Source organism: Paenibacillus sp. P4_A9 (assembly GCF_056402415.1).
The window spans coordinates 38,889-56,444 of record NZ_JBFUHL010000014.1; the positions used below are offsets into that span (position 1 = coordinate 38,889).

Consider the following 17,556-nt stretch of genomic DNA (forward strand, 5'->3'; position numbering starts at 1 on the left):
AGCGCTTAAACAAAGAGGACGCCTTACGGCGTCCCAATGCTCTTATTTTTTGTTCTCTTGAATAATTTTATTTGCTTGATCGACCAAGTACTTTTGAGCCTCTTCCGCAGATGTGTTATCTAGGATGAACTTACTAAAGCCGTCCAACATCAAGTTCTTCAACTGTTGTCCATAAGGTGCAGCAATTTCGGAAGCTTGCGGTGCATGAATTTTTTTATCAAACAACGCTTTATCAAGTGAGTCCACATTAATAAATTGCTTCTGCGGTTCAATTAAAGCATCAATGACTTTCTTATCATCTGCCTTTTTCCAACCAGCAAGTCCATTCGTATAGTTTGTTGACATGTAACGAATGAATTTGTAAGACTCTTCTTTGTGCTTCGAGTTGTTGGCCACTGCCATAAATTGGCCGTCAATATTAGTCAATCCGAGTTCAGCACTCGTTGAAGAACGCGGGACTGGTGCGAAAGCAACCTTAAAATTATGTGGATTTTTGGTTACATCAACAGAGTCAGCAACCATCCAACTGCCGGATACAATCATTGCTGCTTTTTCATTAAAGAACTCTGAACGGTATGCAAGCTTTGCACTTACAACATCAGCGAAAGGTTTTACTGTCTTATCATCTTTCTCCATCGCTTTACGAAGATTAAAGAAAGATTTCACGGAAGGATCATCAAATTGTGTCGTACCATCTTCTTTCAAGAACGTATTGCGCTTTTCGATAAACAAAATAGGATCCGTGTAGTCACTCCAGTTGTGGAAATAAGAACCATAGCGCTTCGCATTCCCTTCACCCTTGGTTAGCTTTTTCGCATATTCACGGTAGTCATCCCATGTCCAGCCAATTTCTGGAACCTTGAGACCAGCTTCGTCCAATGCATTTTGGTTAAACAGTACAAACCAGTTTGCACGGTTATACATGGTTGCGTAGTTTTTCCCTTTGAAGTTCGGACTTACGTAATACTCATCTGCAGGCTTCACATTATCTTTAGCGTAGTAGTCGTCAAGAGGTGCAAAAACGCCTTGAGCTGTACGTGCCATCGTCTCCGAAATACCTGGCATTAACATAACATCCATTTGCTCGCCAGAGGAAATCGTAACATCCAGTTTTTTAAGAGATTCCACTGAGTTACCAGGCACAAGAGCAATTGATTCTACTTTGATATTTGGGTTGTTCTGTTGAAATTTATCGATTAGCGCTTTAGTAACCTTCGCCTCGCCTTCAGAATCCCAGTTATAGTATTTCAATGTAACGTTCTCGACAGGTTTGGTCGTCGATGCTGCTGCTGTAGTTCCTTGGGCTGTGGGTGTAGCTTCTTTCGCGCAGCCTGTTAAAACGGAAATAGAAAGTACCGTACCGCACATTAAAATGGCTAACTTCTTTTTCATTTCGATTCCCCCGTTTGTTCGTTAATTTGTTATGTAACTAGCTTACAGACTGAATTGTAGCACTGGAAATACCTGATTTATGTGTACGATTTTGTTCACTTTGTGCATAATTTTATCCTACCCTTTTACCCCGCCAAGTGCGATTCCGTCAATAACCTGCTTTTGTAAAATGATGAAAATAACAAGTAAAGGGACGATTGCGGATAACGATGCCATCATAATAAGGGCATAATTATCTGCAAATTCTTCTTTAAACATCTGCATGCCTAGTGTAATCGGGTACAATTTTTTGTTAAGTAGGAAAATAAGCGGACTTTGGTAATCGTTCCAAGTCCATATGAATTTAATAATGCCCACCGTGGCCAAAATCGGCTTACAAAGCGGCAACATGATTCGCCAATAGGTCATGAAATGACTTGCTCCGTCGATCTTGGCTGCTTCGATATATTCATTATGAATACCCATCATAAACTGACGCAATAAGAAAGTGAAATAGACGGAGAACATGCCCATGATAATGAGCGACCAATGTGTATTGTATAATCCAAACCATTTCATTAGTAAAAAGCGAGGGACAAGCGTTGCTTGTTCTGGAATGATCATAAATGTTAATAAAATACCAAAAGCAAAATCTCTCCCTCTAAATCGCAATTTCGTAAATGAATAAGCTGCCATCGAGGAGAAAAGGATCGTGCATACCGTCATGATCGTTGCCAGTTTAATCGAATTCAAATAGAACAAATAGAAAGGTATTTTCCCCAACCACACAGCTTGGAAATTGGAAATAAAATTCCAATCCTTTGGTACCCATCGGATCGGGAATTCCAACACATCTTTCTCAAACTTGGCAGATGCAGATGCCATCCAAATGAGTGGAACTAAGAAAAATAAAGAAAATCCACCCAAGATGACCGTTGTGATCAGCTTTGATATATCAAGTTTCTGTGATTTCATCTATCCCCATACTCCCTTCTTTTAATAATGTACTTTACGCTTCTGTACCTGCCATGAAACGAAGGTAACCAGACCCACAATCGCGAACAAGAGCCAGGAAATCGCTGAAGCATAGCCCATTTTAAAGTTACGGAAGCCTTCAATATAAATGCGATACACGATGACGGTAGAAGAATTGTTCGGCCCCCCCTCCGTCATAAACGCGACTAAATCGAACACTTTAAATGAAGCCATCATTAACGTGATAAATAGAAACGAGTTTGTTGGCCCGAGAAGAGGAAACGTAATTTTCATAAATTTCTGAAATGGTGATGCACCGTCTATACTAGCTGCCTCATACATTTCCTCCGGTATATTGGTCAGACCTGCCAAATAGATAATGATCTGATAACCAATCCCTGCCCAGATCGCAATAATCATAATGGCATAAAGGGAAAAATGTGTGTCTGCTAGCCATTTCGGAGGCATGGTTACCCCAATACTCATAAGGAACTGATTAATTGGCCCTTGAGAAGGATGATACAAGGCACTCCATACCGCCCCAAGCGCGATAATGGACGAAATGTAGGGAATAAAAAACGCAACTTTGAAATAACTCTTCAAGAACACTCTCGAATGAATAATAATAGCCAGTATCAAGGCGAGAAACATACCCACAGGTACGGTAATTGCCGTATAGAGAAGATTGTTTTTTAACGCCATCATAACTTTATCATCTTGAAAAAGCTTTTCAAAATTACCTAGACCCACAAATTTAATGGATGACAAACCACCAACTAAATTCCAGTCACAAAAACTCAGATACAACGAAAACACCACAGGAAACACATAGAGCAGAGCAAGCCCGATTAATTCTGGCGCTAAAAACAGCCATCCGAACAAAGACTCTTTTCGTTCATTATTCCAATACGTTTTTTGGGGTTGCTCGCTTCTTTCCGGCAAAACTGATTCTATTACAGGTATACCTAGTTTGCTATTCTCCAATTGTTTCACCTCAATATATTGTGCATTCTTTATGCTAGACTAACTATACCTCAGGCTAATACCCTGAAACTAAGGATGATTCTGTCTTATGTGTGCAATATTTTGACCTTCATAGCATAACAAGGTTTCGTTTAGAGAAACGCAAAAAAGGAGCTCTGCCGCGAAGCAGACTCCTCTTTTATTTACACTCATTTATGTTACGTTTGGCGTGCAACCTGTAACGGCTTGCTTAGACCAAGTGTCCGCGTTGTTGACGTATGAATTTCGCGGATCAGCTCTGGGTTTTTCATGAGCGAAACGCCATACGACGGAATCATTTCTTTTATTTTCGGTTCCCACTCTTTAATATGTTGCGGGAAGCATTTTTTTACTAACTCGAGCATGACGGATACCGCGGTAGAAGCGCCCGGTGAAGCGCCGAGTAATGCAGCAATCGAGCCATCAGCGGAGCTAATAACTTCCGTACCAAATTGAAGCGTCCCTTTGCCAGCATCTGTATCTTTGATAACTTGCACACGTTGGCCCGCTACGACTAAATCCCAATCCGCGGTTTTGGCGCTCGGGATAAATTCTCGTAACTCATCCATGCGCTTTTCCTTCGATAACATAACTTGCTCGATCAGGTATTTGGTCAAAGACATGTTCTTGGCACCTGCCGACAACATCGTTACTAAATTATTTGGTTTAACGGAGGTTACCAAATCAAACATAGAACCTGTTTTCAAAAACTTTGGAGAGAAGCCGGCAAACGGTCCGAATAACAATGATTTTTTATTATCGATAAATCGGGTGTCCAGATGCGGAACAGACATTGGCGGAGCTCCAAGCTTAGCTTTGCCGTATACTTTGGCATGATGCTGCGCTACAACCTCAGGATTATTACATACCATAAAGATTCCGCTCACCGGGAATCCGCCAATATTTCGCCCTTCAGGAATACCGGATTTTTGTAACAAGTGCAAGCTTCCGCCACCGCCTCCGATGAAGACGAATTTGGCCGTATGGCGTTGGACGATACCGTTGTCGTTACGCACTTTCAATTCCCATGAGCCGTCGCTTGTACGTCTCATATTGTCAACGCTATGCTTGTATTGAATATCGACGTTTTTACTCTTCAAGTGGTCAAACAAGATGCGCGTTAAAGCACCAAAGTTAACATCCGTGCCGGAGTCAATCTTTGTTGCCGCAATGAGTTCATTCGATGGACGATCTTGTATAATTAGCGGAATCCATTCCATCAGCTTTTGAGGATCATCGGAAAATTCCATCCCTTGAAACAGCGAGTTATTGGACATCGCTTCATACCGTTTCTTTAGAAACGATACATTTTGTTTCCCTTGTACCATACTCATATGAGGCAATGGCATGATAAAGTCTTGCGGATTACTGATTAGCTTGCTGTTTACAAGATAAGACCAAAACTGCATGGAATGCTGAAACTGTTCATTAATTTGAATAGCTTTGCTAATATCTATGGAACCGTCTGGTTTTTCGACCGTGTAGTTAAGCTCGCACAGTGCCGCGTGTCCTGTTCCTGCATTATTCCATTCGTTAGAGCTTTCTTCTCCTGCACTTTCGAGCTTCTCAAACACTTTGATTTCCCATTCCGGTACTAATTCTTTCAAAAGCGTCCCCAAAGTCGCACTCATGATTCCGGCACCAATCAAGATGACGTCTGTCTTAGTTTCTCTGTTGCTCATTATTACCATCCTTATACCCTAAAATTTGCAGAAAGGATGTAGGCGCTCCTGCTTAACGCTACAGCAAGCCATGGCGCGACCTAGTCTCACACCTTTCCTTTTCTGGATCCCTATATGCTTATCGATTAAAATATTTATTTACTATTATATGATAGTTATAAGCTCTAGGACAAGAAGTGCAGCAAATAAGTCTTATCGGATTTATGAATAATTACTAATAAAGACCTGCAGCACTCAGCTGTAGGTCCATAAATTGTTAATTCCAGACAAATTTCACTCCGTCAATTGGGTAAGTCGGTTATTTTTCAACTGGACCGATCTCATCAAATCGACATTCACGTCCTTATCCTCAGCCATGCTGATGAGTGCGTGAACATCCTTGGGCAGGCATTTGCCCCCATAGCCGCGGTTATCCTCATAGACAAACGTATGACTTCTCCCGATTCGAGGATCCTCCAGCCAAACTTCGCGCAGCTCATTATAATCAATGCCGTGAGCACCAGCAATATCATAGAATTCATTGCAAAACGACACTTTCAAAGCAAGGAAACAATTCTCCATATACTTCGCCATTTCGGCTGTACGGGCATCGGTCAGCCTAATCCTCACTTCAGCGTTATACACCTGTTGATACGCACGTATGACAAGGCTAGCGTCTGCAGACGCACCGCCCAAAGTGAGCCATGTCCGATGACGCAAATCCGCAAAGTGATGATCCACAGTTTCCCCGTAATATTCCGGTTGGAACACGATTCTCTTCCCTGTTCGTTCCTTCATAGCATCGGTGAAGCCAACGGGAATCGTCGAACGAATGACAAGCACTTTCGCCGTCAGCCAACCGATAACTTCTTCTACAATGGAGGTATCGCATTTCCCACTAGGCAGCGATGGAGTCGGAACACAGACGAATACCATATCACATGCGTTCACCTCATCTTGACTGCCCATCTGAAGAGGTGCATCATATACAGCAGCCTTGGGAAATAAAGCATGAATCGCTTTGCCTACATGGCCATATCCAACAATGCCAATGTTCATCATTATCCTGCTCCTCAAGTTGATAATCCATTCATAACCAATTCTACATCTGTTAAGCTGCCACTTTCTCTTCTTGGAGCTGCTCCTGTGCCTGACGCTTCTTCTGAACGGCCAGAAGGATGAACACTAAGAAGTAGTATCCCCAGTAACCAACAAATTCTTCCAGAGAAGGATTCTGCGTATACCCCAGGAAAGCTTTGAAGAAAATTCCGACTTGGCCGTTAATCAGCGGCTCTTTCCCATAATCACGAAGATATTGTACACCATCGATAGGATGCTCCGGCATCAAAGCTGTAATATTGTAGATTTCACCAATCTGGTGGCCTGCTGTGCGATATAAACTACCCATAATGCCTAAATCCTGCATAATGCCAATAGCCTGTACGAACAGACCTGCTGAAATCATCATCAGGAAGACAGTGGTGATACGGAAGAACGTACCCAAACGAATTTTCTTTGTACTCTTGAAAAACAGAAGTCCCACCACTACTGCTAAAACAAGCCCAAATAGCGCGCCCCAGCTTTCGAGTGCCTTCTGAATGTTGCCGCCTGTAATGGCTGCGAAGAAGAATACCGTCTCTACCCCTTCACGCACAACAACGAGGAAGGAATGAACAACCATATTAATGGCTCCACCAATGGTCAAAATATGAGCGACCTTGCTCTGAACCTTGCCTTGCAGCTCACTGCTTTGCTTACCCATGAACATAATCATATGTGTCAACAGACCGGAAGAAACGAGCATGATTCCGATTTTCATATAATTCTGGCTACCCATACTAGCAAATCCGGTTAGAAACACTTGGAATGCAAGGGCTAGACCGTAACTAACGATTAAAGCGAAAAATACACCAACCCATACCCATTTATGCCAGTGGATCGCATCAATTCGCGTTAAATAGGTAAGAATAACACCAACAATGAGAATGGCTTCCAGCGCTTCGCGAAACGTAATGAGAAATGCCTGTAAATCCATGATATACCCCCCTATTCTCTACCTTACATATCTGAACATTGAAAGACACTTGCGCTCAAGCAGCACAAGTGTCTCCCATATAAACGAAATGATTAGCGAAGGATAATGATCTCACCGTTTTGGTAGAATACGCCATAACTGAACAACTCAGCTACTGCACGCAATGGAATGAAAGATCTGCCGTTTTGAAGAACAACTGGCTGATCCAATTTGACCTTCTCATTCAATTTACCATTCTCAACAACTTGATCGGAACCTGCCACGATTTCTGTTTTCTTACCATCTTTCGTGATCACAATAGTTCTAGTTGCTTCTACCCACTCAACTTGCGCATTGATTGCTTGAGCAATCAAACGAACTGGCACTAGTGTACGACCGCTTTCTTGGTTGATGAAAGGAGCATTCTCAGCAGTGAAAGCAGCGCCATTTACTTTATATCCTTTGTCGCCAACTTTTAGGCTGGAACCATCTTTGTCAACGAGGAATTTTACGATTTCAAAAATAGACGCATTCGTAGCAGCAACATCGGATTTATCAACAGCTTCAGTTAATTTCGTAGCCGCAACACTAGCAGCCGCAAATTTCTCTTTACCCAAGAAAACTTCTTGGCTAGCAAGGAACATCGTACCTTCAGCTACATAACCACGAGCGCCTTGCAGATCGCTAGCTGCTTGTTTAACTAGAATTTGGTTAAGGTATTCGGATACTTTACCGATCATTGTGCGTTGAAGCGCGTCACCAATTTCGTCTTTTTTGATTTTGCTTGCATCGCCTGAAGCGAAGGCATTCTTCACGAAGTCAGCGTCAACTGGGCTTCCACCTTTAAGGTACGTGTACACAGGCATGAAGAGGAAGTAACCTTCTGTGATCGCTTTTGATTGGTCAGCTGGTGCTGCCAAACCAACATTTTCTGCGTATGTATACGTAGCAAGTGCGTAATTTTTGATCAAAGTTTTGTCAAGAATTTGACGGTGGAAGTTAAAGTCATTCAAGTTGTTGTCTTTAATATCTTTTTGGATAAATTCAATCGTTGTTTTCAATAGTGGAACCATGTTCAAGCTAAACTTGGTATCACGTTTCACAACATTAGGTTGAAGCGCACCTTCATAGATTTGAACGACTTTATCGAAAGCGGCTGTTGCTCCAGCAATATCACCTTTCGTCAAAGCAGTTTTTACTTGGTTGGTCATCAGATCGCGAAGTGCGAAGAAGAAATACCACTGCAATCCTTTGTCGATAGCTTCTTTCGCTTGACCCACTTGCAAGTCACCGTTAATGGCAGCGTCCAAAACGAGTGTAATGTTTGCATCCATCTTAGGATCATCTGCTTTGATATTCACATCAAGACGTTTGACATCCGTTTGGAATTTATCTACATATAATTGCTTAACATCTGTAAGAACGGTTTTGTCGGTAAAAAGTGCTTTAATGTCCGTGAAGGATTGAAGTTTAGTAGCAATCGTTTGATCTTCGGTGATTTGGAATTTACTTTCCGCAAAAGCAACGGATGTAACGGTAACAACACTAGATAAAGCGATTGAAGTACTTAGTACTACAGATAAAAATTTACGCATAAATTTCTCCTCTATTCTTATCAATTTATTGGTTGACCTAACGGTTAGATCCACTTTCTTTTGCGAGCGAACCATACAGCCCCGCCGAGTACAACGATAACCCCACCGATGACAGCAACGCTGACCCACGGATTCGTTTTGTCCGAACGCTGCATAGGCGCATGGACTGATGACGCTTCTTTCACAGGCTCTACCTTCGCAGTTGCACTCGCTGCCTCTGTAGCTTTAGCAGTTGCTTCCACTGTTGCAGTTGGCTTAGCAACTTCAGCAGTCAGTGTTGGACTTGGACTTGCCGATGCGGATGCAGACGGCTCAGGTGCCTTCGTCTCCACAGCAGCTGCTGTATCAGGTGCCTTCGTTTCTGCTGGTTTGGCATCTTTCGTTACAGCAGGTTGTTCTTGCTTAGGGCTAACCTCTGCCTTTACAACAGGTTCTGTCTTTGGCGTCTCTTCCGGCTTAACGACTGGCGTCGGCGCACTTGTAGCCGCTGGTGCAGTGAAAGCTTTATAAGGGAAAAGCGGCTTTACCTTACTATAGATAAAATCAACCTTTTCCTTAAATATATCCGGCTGCACAGGCTTCTTCCCAAATCCGAACAATCCCGGATTACCCAGTGCATCGAGCGCAGTAACAAACGCCTTGCCAATCTCTGCTGTACCAGATCCCATATAAGGCTGTAAGGTTTCGTAGGTCGCTTTGGCTTTGGCTAATAATAGCGTGGCACCCGCATAGTCATCAATTCCCTGTTGTGCATACGTGAATCGACGATCCAAGTTCATGACAAGGACAGCTTTGAAATTAGCAATGACTAATTTATTGTCTTTTGCCTGGAAATTAGCGTCTAATGTGGTGCCTACTGCTTCACCAAAGTGTGCTACAATTTCAGCTCTCCGCTCTTTGTAGGCACCTTCAGCTGCTCCCCAATCATTCGCTCCGTCTCCAATGCTGGTTTGTATCAGCTTAAAGGTTTCTGCGACATCCTCGGTATTAGCATCACCGTAAGAATAGGCCAGCGCGGAAGTCGGCAGGATTAATAATGCCGCGAGAACAAATGTCAATCCGGCTAGTAGCCATCGTTTCATAACTTCACCCCTGTAATGAATTTGATTCTCAATGTCATTGATAATGATAATCATTGTCCGACGTGCTGTCAACCATTTTTTAACATGGTAATGATTGTGTAGTACAAATTGTTCACAATTTTCACATAATGATTGCAATGACAACTACCGAACCCACTCATATACAATGACGTGTCCATACGCGGGGTCAAACAGTGGATCCGATGTAAACTCAGCAACCTTCTTCAGATGCTCTTCCACTAATTTACCTTGCGTTGCAAAGCCTCGAACGACGTGATCTGTTAGGAAGACCCGACGTTCCGAATTCGCACTCGCCAATGCTTGAAAATACCCATACGTATAAATGCGCTCATGTTCATAGTCAGCCTGCAAGTACTGAAGGACTCTCGTTTCTTCCCACGTAAACAGGATGAGAGGCTCATGTAAGCTGCTTAGATAGTCATGCAACTGATAGACCGCCGGCTCATCTACCGCTTGCCGTTTCAAGAGCTGAGAGCCATAGACAGCTTGTACAGTTATGAAGCCTATGAGGAGAAGATACATAAGATTCGGCGCTATTTTTAGCAGCCGCGTCTTAGGACCCGATGCCTTCACAGCATCTGCCATTCGTATCATATAAACAAAAAAGAAAATCAAAATTGGCGCAACGACAGGAACGATATGTCGTGGTTTTTCAATATTTTGACCCATTAACGCCCATACGGTATATAAGGCAGCACAGCCTGCCAACCAGATTAGATAGTGCTTGTTCTCTTTCTCAAGCTTTGAAGTGTGAGCGGCAAATCTCCGAACCATCAACGTAAGTACAACCATAACGGCAAAACACACACCAATGATAATGGAACCGCCAAAAAGGGCCGAACCTAGTAAATTATGCCCGATGAGCTGGATGATTCGGTCTCCCATCGGCATAGGCGTTGAGATCACACCACCTCCCCATTCAGAGAAATGGCCTTCTACGAAAGCTAAGGACAGCTTCCAAAAGCCAGCTGCGTTGCCTTCAGAAAGCACCAAGCCAGCTACCCAAATCAACTGAAACAACCCTGCAGTCAGAGCGGATCCTCCTAAACGGAGCCACCTATTCCAACCTATCGCCCCCTGCCGCCATACGGAATACCAGAGCGGAACTAAAGCTAAACCGAATGGAAAGAAGGATAGGCGTGTGCCCATTAAAAAGCTGAACATGAGCAGCGCTAGTCCATGGCGAAGCGCTGAACTCGGGCGATCCATCGCAAAGCGGATACTCCAAAGAAACCACCACAGCAAGGCCATGCCTGCGCATTCCGACATAGGACGCGAGGACATCAGCCAAATGTAGGGGCTGCTTAATACGAGTGCGGGCAGTAAAAGACTCTTGATGCCGCTGCCCGTCAGTCGATGTGCTAATAAAAACATAGGAATCGCGGAGCTTATCGCCGCTAGGGTGTTGAAAACGGATAAAGCCATTACAGCATTATTTATCCACTGGTTAATAAACCAGCCGCCCAGAATAAAGTAGGGATATCCAGGAAAATGAGGCTGCATGGCGAGTAAATCATACCGATGCAGCGCCAGCGTAAAATCTACCTCGTCCCACGTACGCACATAGGGGCTCGCGTATAGCAGACTAAGGCAGGTCACACCGGCAATAACCGCAGCTGCGAAAAGGGCCAATAACACCGCATTACGTGTCATATGCTTGATTCATCTCGACGCATCTGGAGAGTGACCTGGCGCTTTTTGGAGACAGGACGTCTCATTTCTTTATAAATCGCTGGAAGTACAGAAGACACATACTGTCTGAACTTGATGAAGGATTGGCCTTTGGTCCGAACTTGGTACGAGATCGGAATCTCCTCCAACCGATAGCCCTGGCGAACCAGATTAATCGTGAGCACCTGGGCGTAGTTGTAGTCATGAATAATGACGGCATTCTCCATAGCGTCGCGCGAGAAGCCGCGCATCCCCGACTGGCCGTCATAAATCCATCTGCGCAGCAGGATCGCCTGCAGCAGGGTAAAGGTATAGTTGCCTAGGCGGCGATGCAGCTTCATCCCTTGTATTTGGCCTTTGAAGCGTGAGCCAAAGGTGTAGTCGGCGCGCTCGATAATGATGGGCGCAAGGACGTCCGGAATTTGTTCCGGCGGATACTCATTATCCGCATCGATCATGATGCCAATGTCGCCGCCGAGCAGGCAGCATTGCTTCAGCCCTTCGCGAACGGCAGCGCCGAGCCCTCGATTGTGCGGGAACGACACAATGTGGTCGGCCCCCGCTTCGCGAGCTACTTGGACGGTGCGGTCCTTGGACCCATCGTCGATCACGAGCACCTCCACCTCATACTGCGGGTGGAAATCTCTCGGAACGCGGGCAATGACCCCGCTGATATTGTCTTCTTCATTATGTGCAGGCATGAATACGATGATTTTTTTCTTAGTCATGATGTTTGATAGCCTCCGTTAGAACAGGTCCGCGACTATGGCTTGGGAACGGTGCTCCCAGCAGATAAGCCAGCGTCGGCGCCATGGATACAAGTGAATGCTTCTCATCAATACGACGGCCCGCTTCGATGGTTGGACCATGCAGGAAGAATGGCACATAACGCTCGCCTTCGTCGAGATGCCCATGTCCGCCAATGCCGTCTGCCTGCCCGTGATCCGCACAGATAATCAGTGTTGTATTAGCCATCATACCGCGCTCTTCGAGCCAGCCGACGAACTCTTCAATTAATTGATCCGCTTCAGCAATCTTCTGCGTGTAATCATCATAAAGAACGCCTCGGCTATGACCTGTTTGGTCAACCCCGATTAATTGAGCTACGAGTAAGTCTGGATTTTGCTCCGCCATAATCTTCTTGGCTCGTTCAATAATGTTACGATCCGCAACATCGTTGTGCATGACGGCCGTCACACTCTCTACATCGTCTCCCATGGAGTCGATTAAGTGTGCGATCCCCAGCAAACGCCCTTTTTTCCCTACTTTACGCAGTGAATCGAAAATACTTTCAACCCGAATGCCCAGCCTCCACACCATATTGGAGCGAATGCCGTGCTCGCTTGGATATGTACCTGTGAACATTGAAGAGAAGCAAACCACCGTACGTGCCGGATATACCGTCTCCATTTGGGCATATTCGGTGCCTTCTGCTCGCAGTTTCTTCATAAATGGTGCATGGGCTTCCTCAAAACGCTCTTTGCGCATGCCGTCTACAACAATGACGATGACCTTTTGATTCAAAGCTTCACCGCCAGCTTGTACAGCGCTTGAATCGCGTGTATAGGTAGGGATTTCAGCTGGCTTCCAGTCGAATAAATAGCGGTGAAGAATGAAGGCGTAAATCAACAAGCCACCTGCAAACAGCAGCCCTGTTCCCACATCAGCAGAAACACCCGCTTCAAACTGACGATAATAATGACTCCATACAAACAACAGCAGCAAAAACTTAGGCATCTGCTCCTGCGCATTGCCGCTCGTCGAATCACTATTTTTCAGAACAAGCTTCCAGAAGCGAGTGAAATTCCACCATGTCGTACCAATTCTTAAGTGATAGTAAAACGTGCCCCAGAAATAAATCGTAAAGAAGAAAAACAGCCCTAGTGCCAGCAAATACAGAGAGAAATCATTTCGTTCCCAAATGAGAAGTGCAGCAATAAGCGGCATCCATAAATAATTGCGTAAAAAAAGCGGGAAATCGAAGCAATAATACAGCACAAATATAGGAAGTGTTACGAGCAGCCCTAGACCAGCCGCACTCCAAAAGCTAGGATCGGACCATACGCCGATATGGTAAAGCAGGAAAACCCCAACAACGAAGATCGGTGTAAACGGTTTTCCCTCATTTAACAAGTTCCAGCAGCGAGCTGCAACGATTTCAAAGGATGAAGCTTTTTTCATTTTAATCTTCCTTCCGTTCTATGCTATGTGATGGTGACTTGGTTTGCCCCGTAACACGGCTAATCCAAGCTTTCATTTCTCGCCAATGTAAAGGCATCCGCAGCAGCGAATAGCCGCCTATCGAATAGGCAAAAAGAAATTTGAACGTATGTGACAATAGCGCCGCTCTATACGCATCTTTCCCATCTACACCCAGTAAGGCCAGCGAACCGCTCATCGTACTTTCATAAGTACCAATGCCCCCAGGCGTGATATGAAAAATTTGCCCTGCAATCGTCATGCTATTTGCCCATACGAGTGAAATAGTGCCTAGCTGCAAGCCAATCATTTGGACCACAGCGAAGATAACCCCCGCTTCCAGCACCCAGCTTAGCGTGATTAAGCCCAGAATGACGAGCCCTTTGCCCGAAAGCATTTTCATCTGAAAATAGGCCGAGTGTTTGACGATAAATGGGATTTTTCTTATTAAAGGCAAGTAATGAGCAGTTGCGAGAATCACTGTGCCAGAAGCCAGCAGAGTCACCCACATCCATGAAGATGGCAACCCCATCCGGATGATACCTATGCCCCCAATGGCCGCAAGCACAAGCATATCCAGCAAGCGCATAACCGCTACGGAATGGAGTGCGTCCTCCCATGATTTCCCGCCATTTTTCATAAGTAAACCCGTGCGCACGCCATCGCCCACCTTGATCGGCAGCACATGGTTCACGAGCAAACTGTAGCTAATGGCGTGAAAATAGACCGCGAATTTAACCTCTTGTCCCGCATATATGCGCCAAGCTGCCGCTTTGAGGAGAAAGGAAGCTAAATAGACGATGACCATGAAAACCAGCCACTTCGGTTGATGGAAAAGCAGCCCTACATCGTGGAGCCATTCCTTTGAATCAAACCATTGCCACGTTAAGTAAATCGAATAAACGACCAGAACGATCGCGATCAAACGAACAACTTGTTTCTTCTTTAACATATCTTTTCTACCCTCTTTGGGTTTATATCTAGCATAATTTGAGAATGAGAATCATGGTCAGTATAGGGGGTTTATGCCGTTACGTCAATGAAAGAATGCAAAAAATAGGCCAACCAGTAGTATGGCTGACCTAATCATACGGAATAGCCGCCGTCTCCGGCGGCTTCATCCCATTTTATTTCTTCTCTTGTTTATTAAACATCGACTGTGTATGATCGACGAAATCTTCAACTTCCTTCAGCACAGCTTGCTTCTTCTGATCTGCTTGTTCCTGTGTAATGTCGCCTTTTGTTTTTACATCGTCGATTTTGGTAGTGAAGTCTGACATAAGTGTTTCGATTAGCTTCTGACGGGCTACCCCACGATCTATAGCAATGTCAGCGAACGATTTGCCTGCTTGCACTTGTTCAGCGAAAGTCGCTTTGTCAATGCCGAGCAATGCGAAAGCAGCTTGCACGTTAAATGGACCAACGCCCTTCTCCATCTCTTGCTCCTTGTTAAGCGGAGTGGTGAAGACGCGCTCCGATTCCATCGCGGCCTTTTTCTTCACGTTCTCCTTCTCCTCAGCTGTAAGATCCTTAGCACTGAGCTTCACCTGAATTTCATCACTGATTTCCTTCGTTAGCCCATCAATCAACGGCTGTAGCTCGATGCCTTTTTCTTTTGCGATATCTGCGAGCGACTTGCCATCTTTCACAGCTTGTTGGAAGGCTGCTTTGTCCAGACCAAGCTTAGAAGCAGCGATTTGTTGAAAATCAAGTTTTATCCCTTTGTCTAGGTTTCCTTTAACATCCTTGCCCTGTGCGATTACAAAGCTCTCTTTCTTCATAAACAGCGTCTGTGTATGATCGACGAAATCTTCAACTTCCTTAAGTACTGCCTGCTTCTTCTGATCTGCTTGCTCTTGTGTAATATTCCCGCTCGCCTTAACTTCATCGAGTTTCGTATTTATATCGGACAACAGCGCATCAATCAATTGCTGGCGGGTTACACCATGTTCCTTGGCGATGTCGGTGAACGATTTGTCACTGTGTACCTGCTCAGCGAAAGTAGCCTTGTCGATCCCGATTAATTCAAGAGCCGCTGCTAGATTCCAGTCGTTACCCTGCTGCTTATCACTCTCCTTGTTGAGAGGTATTGTGAAAATGCGCTCTGCCTCCATAGCAGCCTTCTTTTTCACATTCTCCTTCTGTTCAGCTGTAAGCTCCTTAGGGCCGAGATTCGCCTGAATCATATCACTAATTTCATTTGTTAGCGCATCAATCAGTGGTTGAAGTTCTTTGCCTTTTTCTTTGGCGATGTCTGCGAGCGACTTGCCTTCTTTCTGTGCTTGTTCGAAGGCTGCTTGATCTAGACCGAGCTTTGATGAACCGATTGTTTGCAAATCCAAGTTAATCCCTTTGTTTTTGTCTGGATTTGGCCTCTCTCCTTGTTTACCAGCTGGCTTTGTCTTTTGATCAACTGCATAGCTATCCTTCTTCTTGTCCTCCGGCGATTTGTTGTTCAGATTATCCGCCGCATAAGCAGTTACCGGCACAGCAATCGCGATTAGCAGCGCTGCGCCTGCGAGTTTCCAATTTTTCTTCATCGTTTAACTCCTTCCTTGTTTGAGTTTGCCCTCCTTTTATTCCGAAGGCTACATGGTTTAAGATACGGGAACATTCTGAAAAGAATCTGAAACATTCGGAAGAGTTACACGAAAAGTTGTACCAATCTGCGGCTCACTCCACACTTCAATCTTTGCGCGGTGCGCATCAACAATTTGTTGGGCAATCGCAAGCCCGAGGCCGTTGCCCTCCGACCGCCGAGTCCGTGCTTTATCCATCCGGTAAAAGCGTTCGAATATCCGCGGCAGATGCTCCTCTTCGATGCCAATACCTGTATCGCTAACCGTGAAGGATATCTTCTGCAGACTCACTTCCAACGAGATGGTAACTTTGCCGCCTTCCCGGTTGTACTGAATCGCATTCTCGATCAAAATCAGGATGAGCTGCCGAATGCGAACCTCATCCGCCTGGATCATCGCTTCATCCTCACTAAGTGCGCCTTGACCGCTCTTCCATTCCAGCTTCACCTGCTTCGATGCCGCAATCGGCTCCAATTGCTCTATCACTTGGCGAATCGTATACCGCAGCGAGAATCGCGAGATGACCAGGTCAAGCCGTCCGCTGTCACTTCGCGCAAGCACAAGCAAATTATCGACTAGCCGGCTCATATGATGAATCTCCCGGCCTGACTTTGTCAATACATTGCGATGGAAGTCCGGCAGCTTATCACTTTGTTCATCCAGCACCTCATAGGCGGATTTCAAAATACTAAGCGGCGTCCGCAGCTCATGCGACGCATCGGACGTGAACTGCTCCTGCCTGCGGAAAGCTTGCACAATCGGTCCCATCGCTCGTCCCGCCAATAGGAATCCTGCTGCTCCACCAGCGGCAAGCATGAGCAAGGCGAACCCTGCAAACGCCCATCGCAGCTGTGTCATGAGCGCGGTATCGCTCGTCACTTCTTGCGCGACGATAATCCGGTAATCTTTAATTTCTCCCGATTGGATGACAATCCCGCCAATTCGAAAGGTTCTGCCATTGAAGCGTTCATTATGGTACTCATTGTTGACTCGTTCCGCGAGTAGACTAGGCAAGAGCGCCGTCAGGGGGAAGTTCACTTCTGTTGGAGCAAGTTTGCTTGCCGGCGCAGATTGGAATATCATCTCCCCTTTCGGGTCGAGCAGCCATGCCATTTGGTTCAGCTGCAAACCGCTCGGTGCATAGGTCGAATTAATCTTCTCCCTTCCCATCGCGGAGTCGAACACGATCTTCCCCTTTGGAGAATCGACCAGCTTTTGCAGCTCTGCCTCATATTGTTTGCTTAACGACTTGAGCTGATTGTCCTCGGTCGTCGTCAGCATATGCTGCACCATCCATAAGGAGAAAACCGCCGAAATCATCAATATAACGCCAATGGTAAGCGAAAATTCTCGCGTTAATCGGGTCCTTGTCCGTTTGAACATGGC

14 protein-coding genes are annotated in these 17,556 nt (G+C 45.3%); all 14 read right to left on the reverse strand.

Going from position 1 to position 17,556, the window contains the following annotated elements:
* Positions 1–42 precede the first annotated feature (42 nt).
* Positions 43–1,392, reverse strand: coding sequence for an ABC transporter substrate-binding protein (locus AC1DVJ_RS12565; RefSeq protein ID WP_477591151.1), 1,350 nt, complete (start codon positions 1,390–1,392; stop codon positions 43–45).
* Positions 1,393–1,509: 117 nt separating this feature from the next.
* Positions 1,510–2,346 carry a carbohydrate ABC transporter permease gene (locus AC1DVJ_RS12570; RefSeq protein WP_477591153.1) on the reverse strand — a complete coding sequence of 279 codons (837 nt, stop codon included), beginning with the start codon at positions 2,344–2,346 and terminating at the stop codon, positions 1,510–1,512.
* Between the two features lie 21 nt (positions 2,347–2,367).
* Positions 2,368–3,300 (reverse strand): carbohydrate ABC transporter permease, encoded by a 933-nt coding sequence (locus AC1DVJ_RS12575; protein ID WP_477591249.1) that lies wholly within the window; start codon positions 3,298–3,300, stop codon positions 2,368–2,370.
* Between the two features lie 227 nt (positions 3,301–3,527).
* The gene (locus AC1DVJ_RS12580) at positions 3,528–5,030 is read right to left on the reverse strand and encodes a malate:quinone oxidoreductase (RefSeq protein ID WP_477591154.1); all 1,503 of its coding nucleotides are present in this window, start codon (positions 5,028–5,030) and stop codon (positions 3,528–3,530) included.
* A gap of 273 nt (positions 5,031–5,303) precedes the next feature.
* Positions 5,304–6,068 (reverse strand): Rossmann-fold NAD(P)-binding domain-containing protein, encoded by a 765-nt coding sequence (locus tag AC1DVJ_RS12585; protein WP_477591155.1) that lies wholly within the window; start codon positions 6,066–6,068, stop codon positions 5,304–5,306.
* A gap of 52 nt (positions 6,069–6,120) precedes the next feature.
* Positions 6,121–7,044 carry an FTR1 family iron permease gene (locus tag AC1DVJ_RS12590; protein WP_477591157.1) on the reverse strand — a complete coding sequence of 308 codons (924 nt, stop codon included), beginning with the start codon at positions 7,042–7,044 and terminating at the stop codon, positions 6,121–6,123.
* Between the two features lie 92 nt (positions 7,045–7,136).
* Positions 7,137–8,618 carry a copper amine oxidase N-terminal domain-containing protein gene (locus tag AC1DVJ_RS12595; RefSeq protein WP_477591159.1) on the reverse strand — a complete coding sequence of 494 codons (1,482 nt, stop codon included), beginning with the start codon at positions 8,616–8,618 and terminating at the stop codon, positions 7,137–7,139.
* Positions 8,619–8,662: 44 nt separating this feature from the next.
* Positions 8,663–9,700 (reverse strand): hypothetical protein, encoded by a 1,038-nt coding sequence (locus AC1DVJ_RS12600; RefSeq protein WP_477591161.1) that lies wholly within the window; start codon positions 9,698–9,700, stop codon positions 8,663–8,665.
* A 144-nt stretch (positions 9,701–9,844) separates the two neighbouring features.
* A complete protein-coding gene (locus tag AC1DVJ_RS12605) occupies positions 9,845–11,374 on the reverse strand; it encodes a hypothetical protein (protein WP_477591162.1) in 1,530 nt (509 codons plus the stop codon).
* Positions 11,371–12,120, reverse strand: a complete 750-nt coding sequence (locus AC1DVJ_RS12610; RefSeq protein WP_477591164.1) for a glycosyltransferase family 2 protein — start codon at positions 12,118–12,120, stop codon at positions 11,371–11,373. Before AC1DVJ_RS12610 ends, AC1DVJ_RS12605 begins: the two co-directional genes overlap by 4 nt.
* Positions 12,113–13,573 (reverse strand): alkaline phosphatase family protein, encoded by a 1,461-nt coding sequence (locus AC1DVJ_RS12615; protein ID WP_477591165.1) that lies wholly within the window; start codon positions 13,571–13,573, stop codon positions 12,113–12,115. The genes AC1DVJ_RS12610 and AC1DVJ_RS12615 overlap by 8 nt, the downstream gene beginning before the upstream one ends.
* A gap of 1 nt (position 13,574) precedes the next feature.
* Positions 13,575–14,543 (reverse strand): lysylphosphatidylglycerol synthase transmembrane domain-containing protein, encoded by a 969-nt coding sequence (locus AC1DVJ_RS12620; protein WP_477591167.1) that lies wholly within the window; start codon positions 14,541–14,543, stop codon positions 13,575–13,577.
* 175 nt (positions 14,544–14,718) lie between these two features.
* Positions 14,719–16,131: a hypothetical protein gene (locus AC1DVJ_RS12625; RefSeq protein WP_477591169.1), complete on the reverse strand. Its 1,413-nt coding sequence runs from the start codon at positions 16,129–16,131 to the stop codon at positions 14,719–14,721.
* 57 nt (positions 16,132–16,188) lie between these two features.
* Positions 16,189–17,553 (reverse strand): sensor histidine kinase, encoded by a 1,365-nt coding sequence (locus AC1DVJ_RS12630; protein WP_477591170.1) that lies wholly within the window; start codon positions 17,551–17,553, stop codon positions 16,189–16,191.
* Positions 17,554–17,556: the final 3 nt, after the last annotated feature.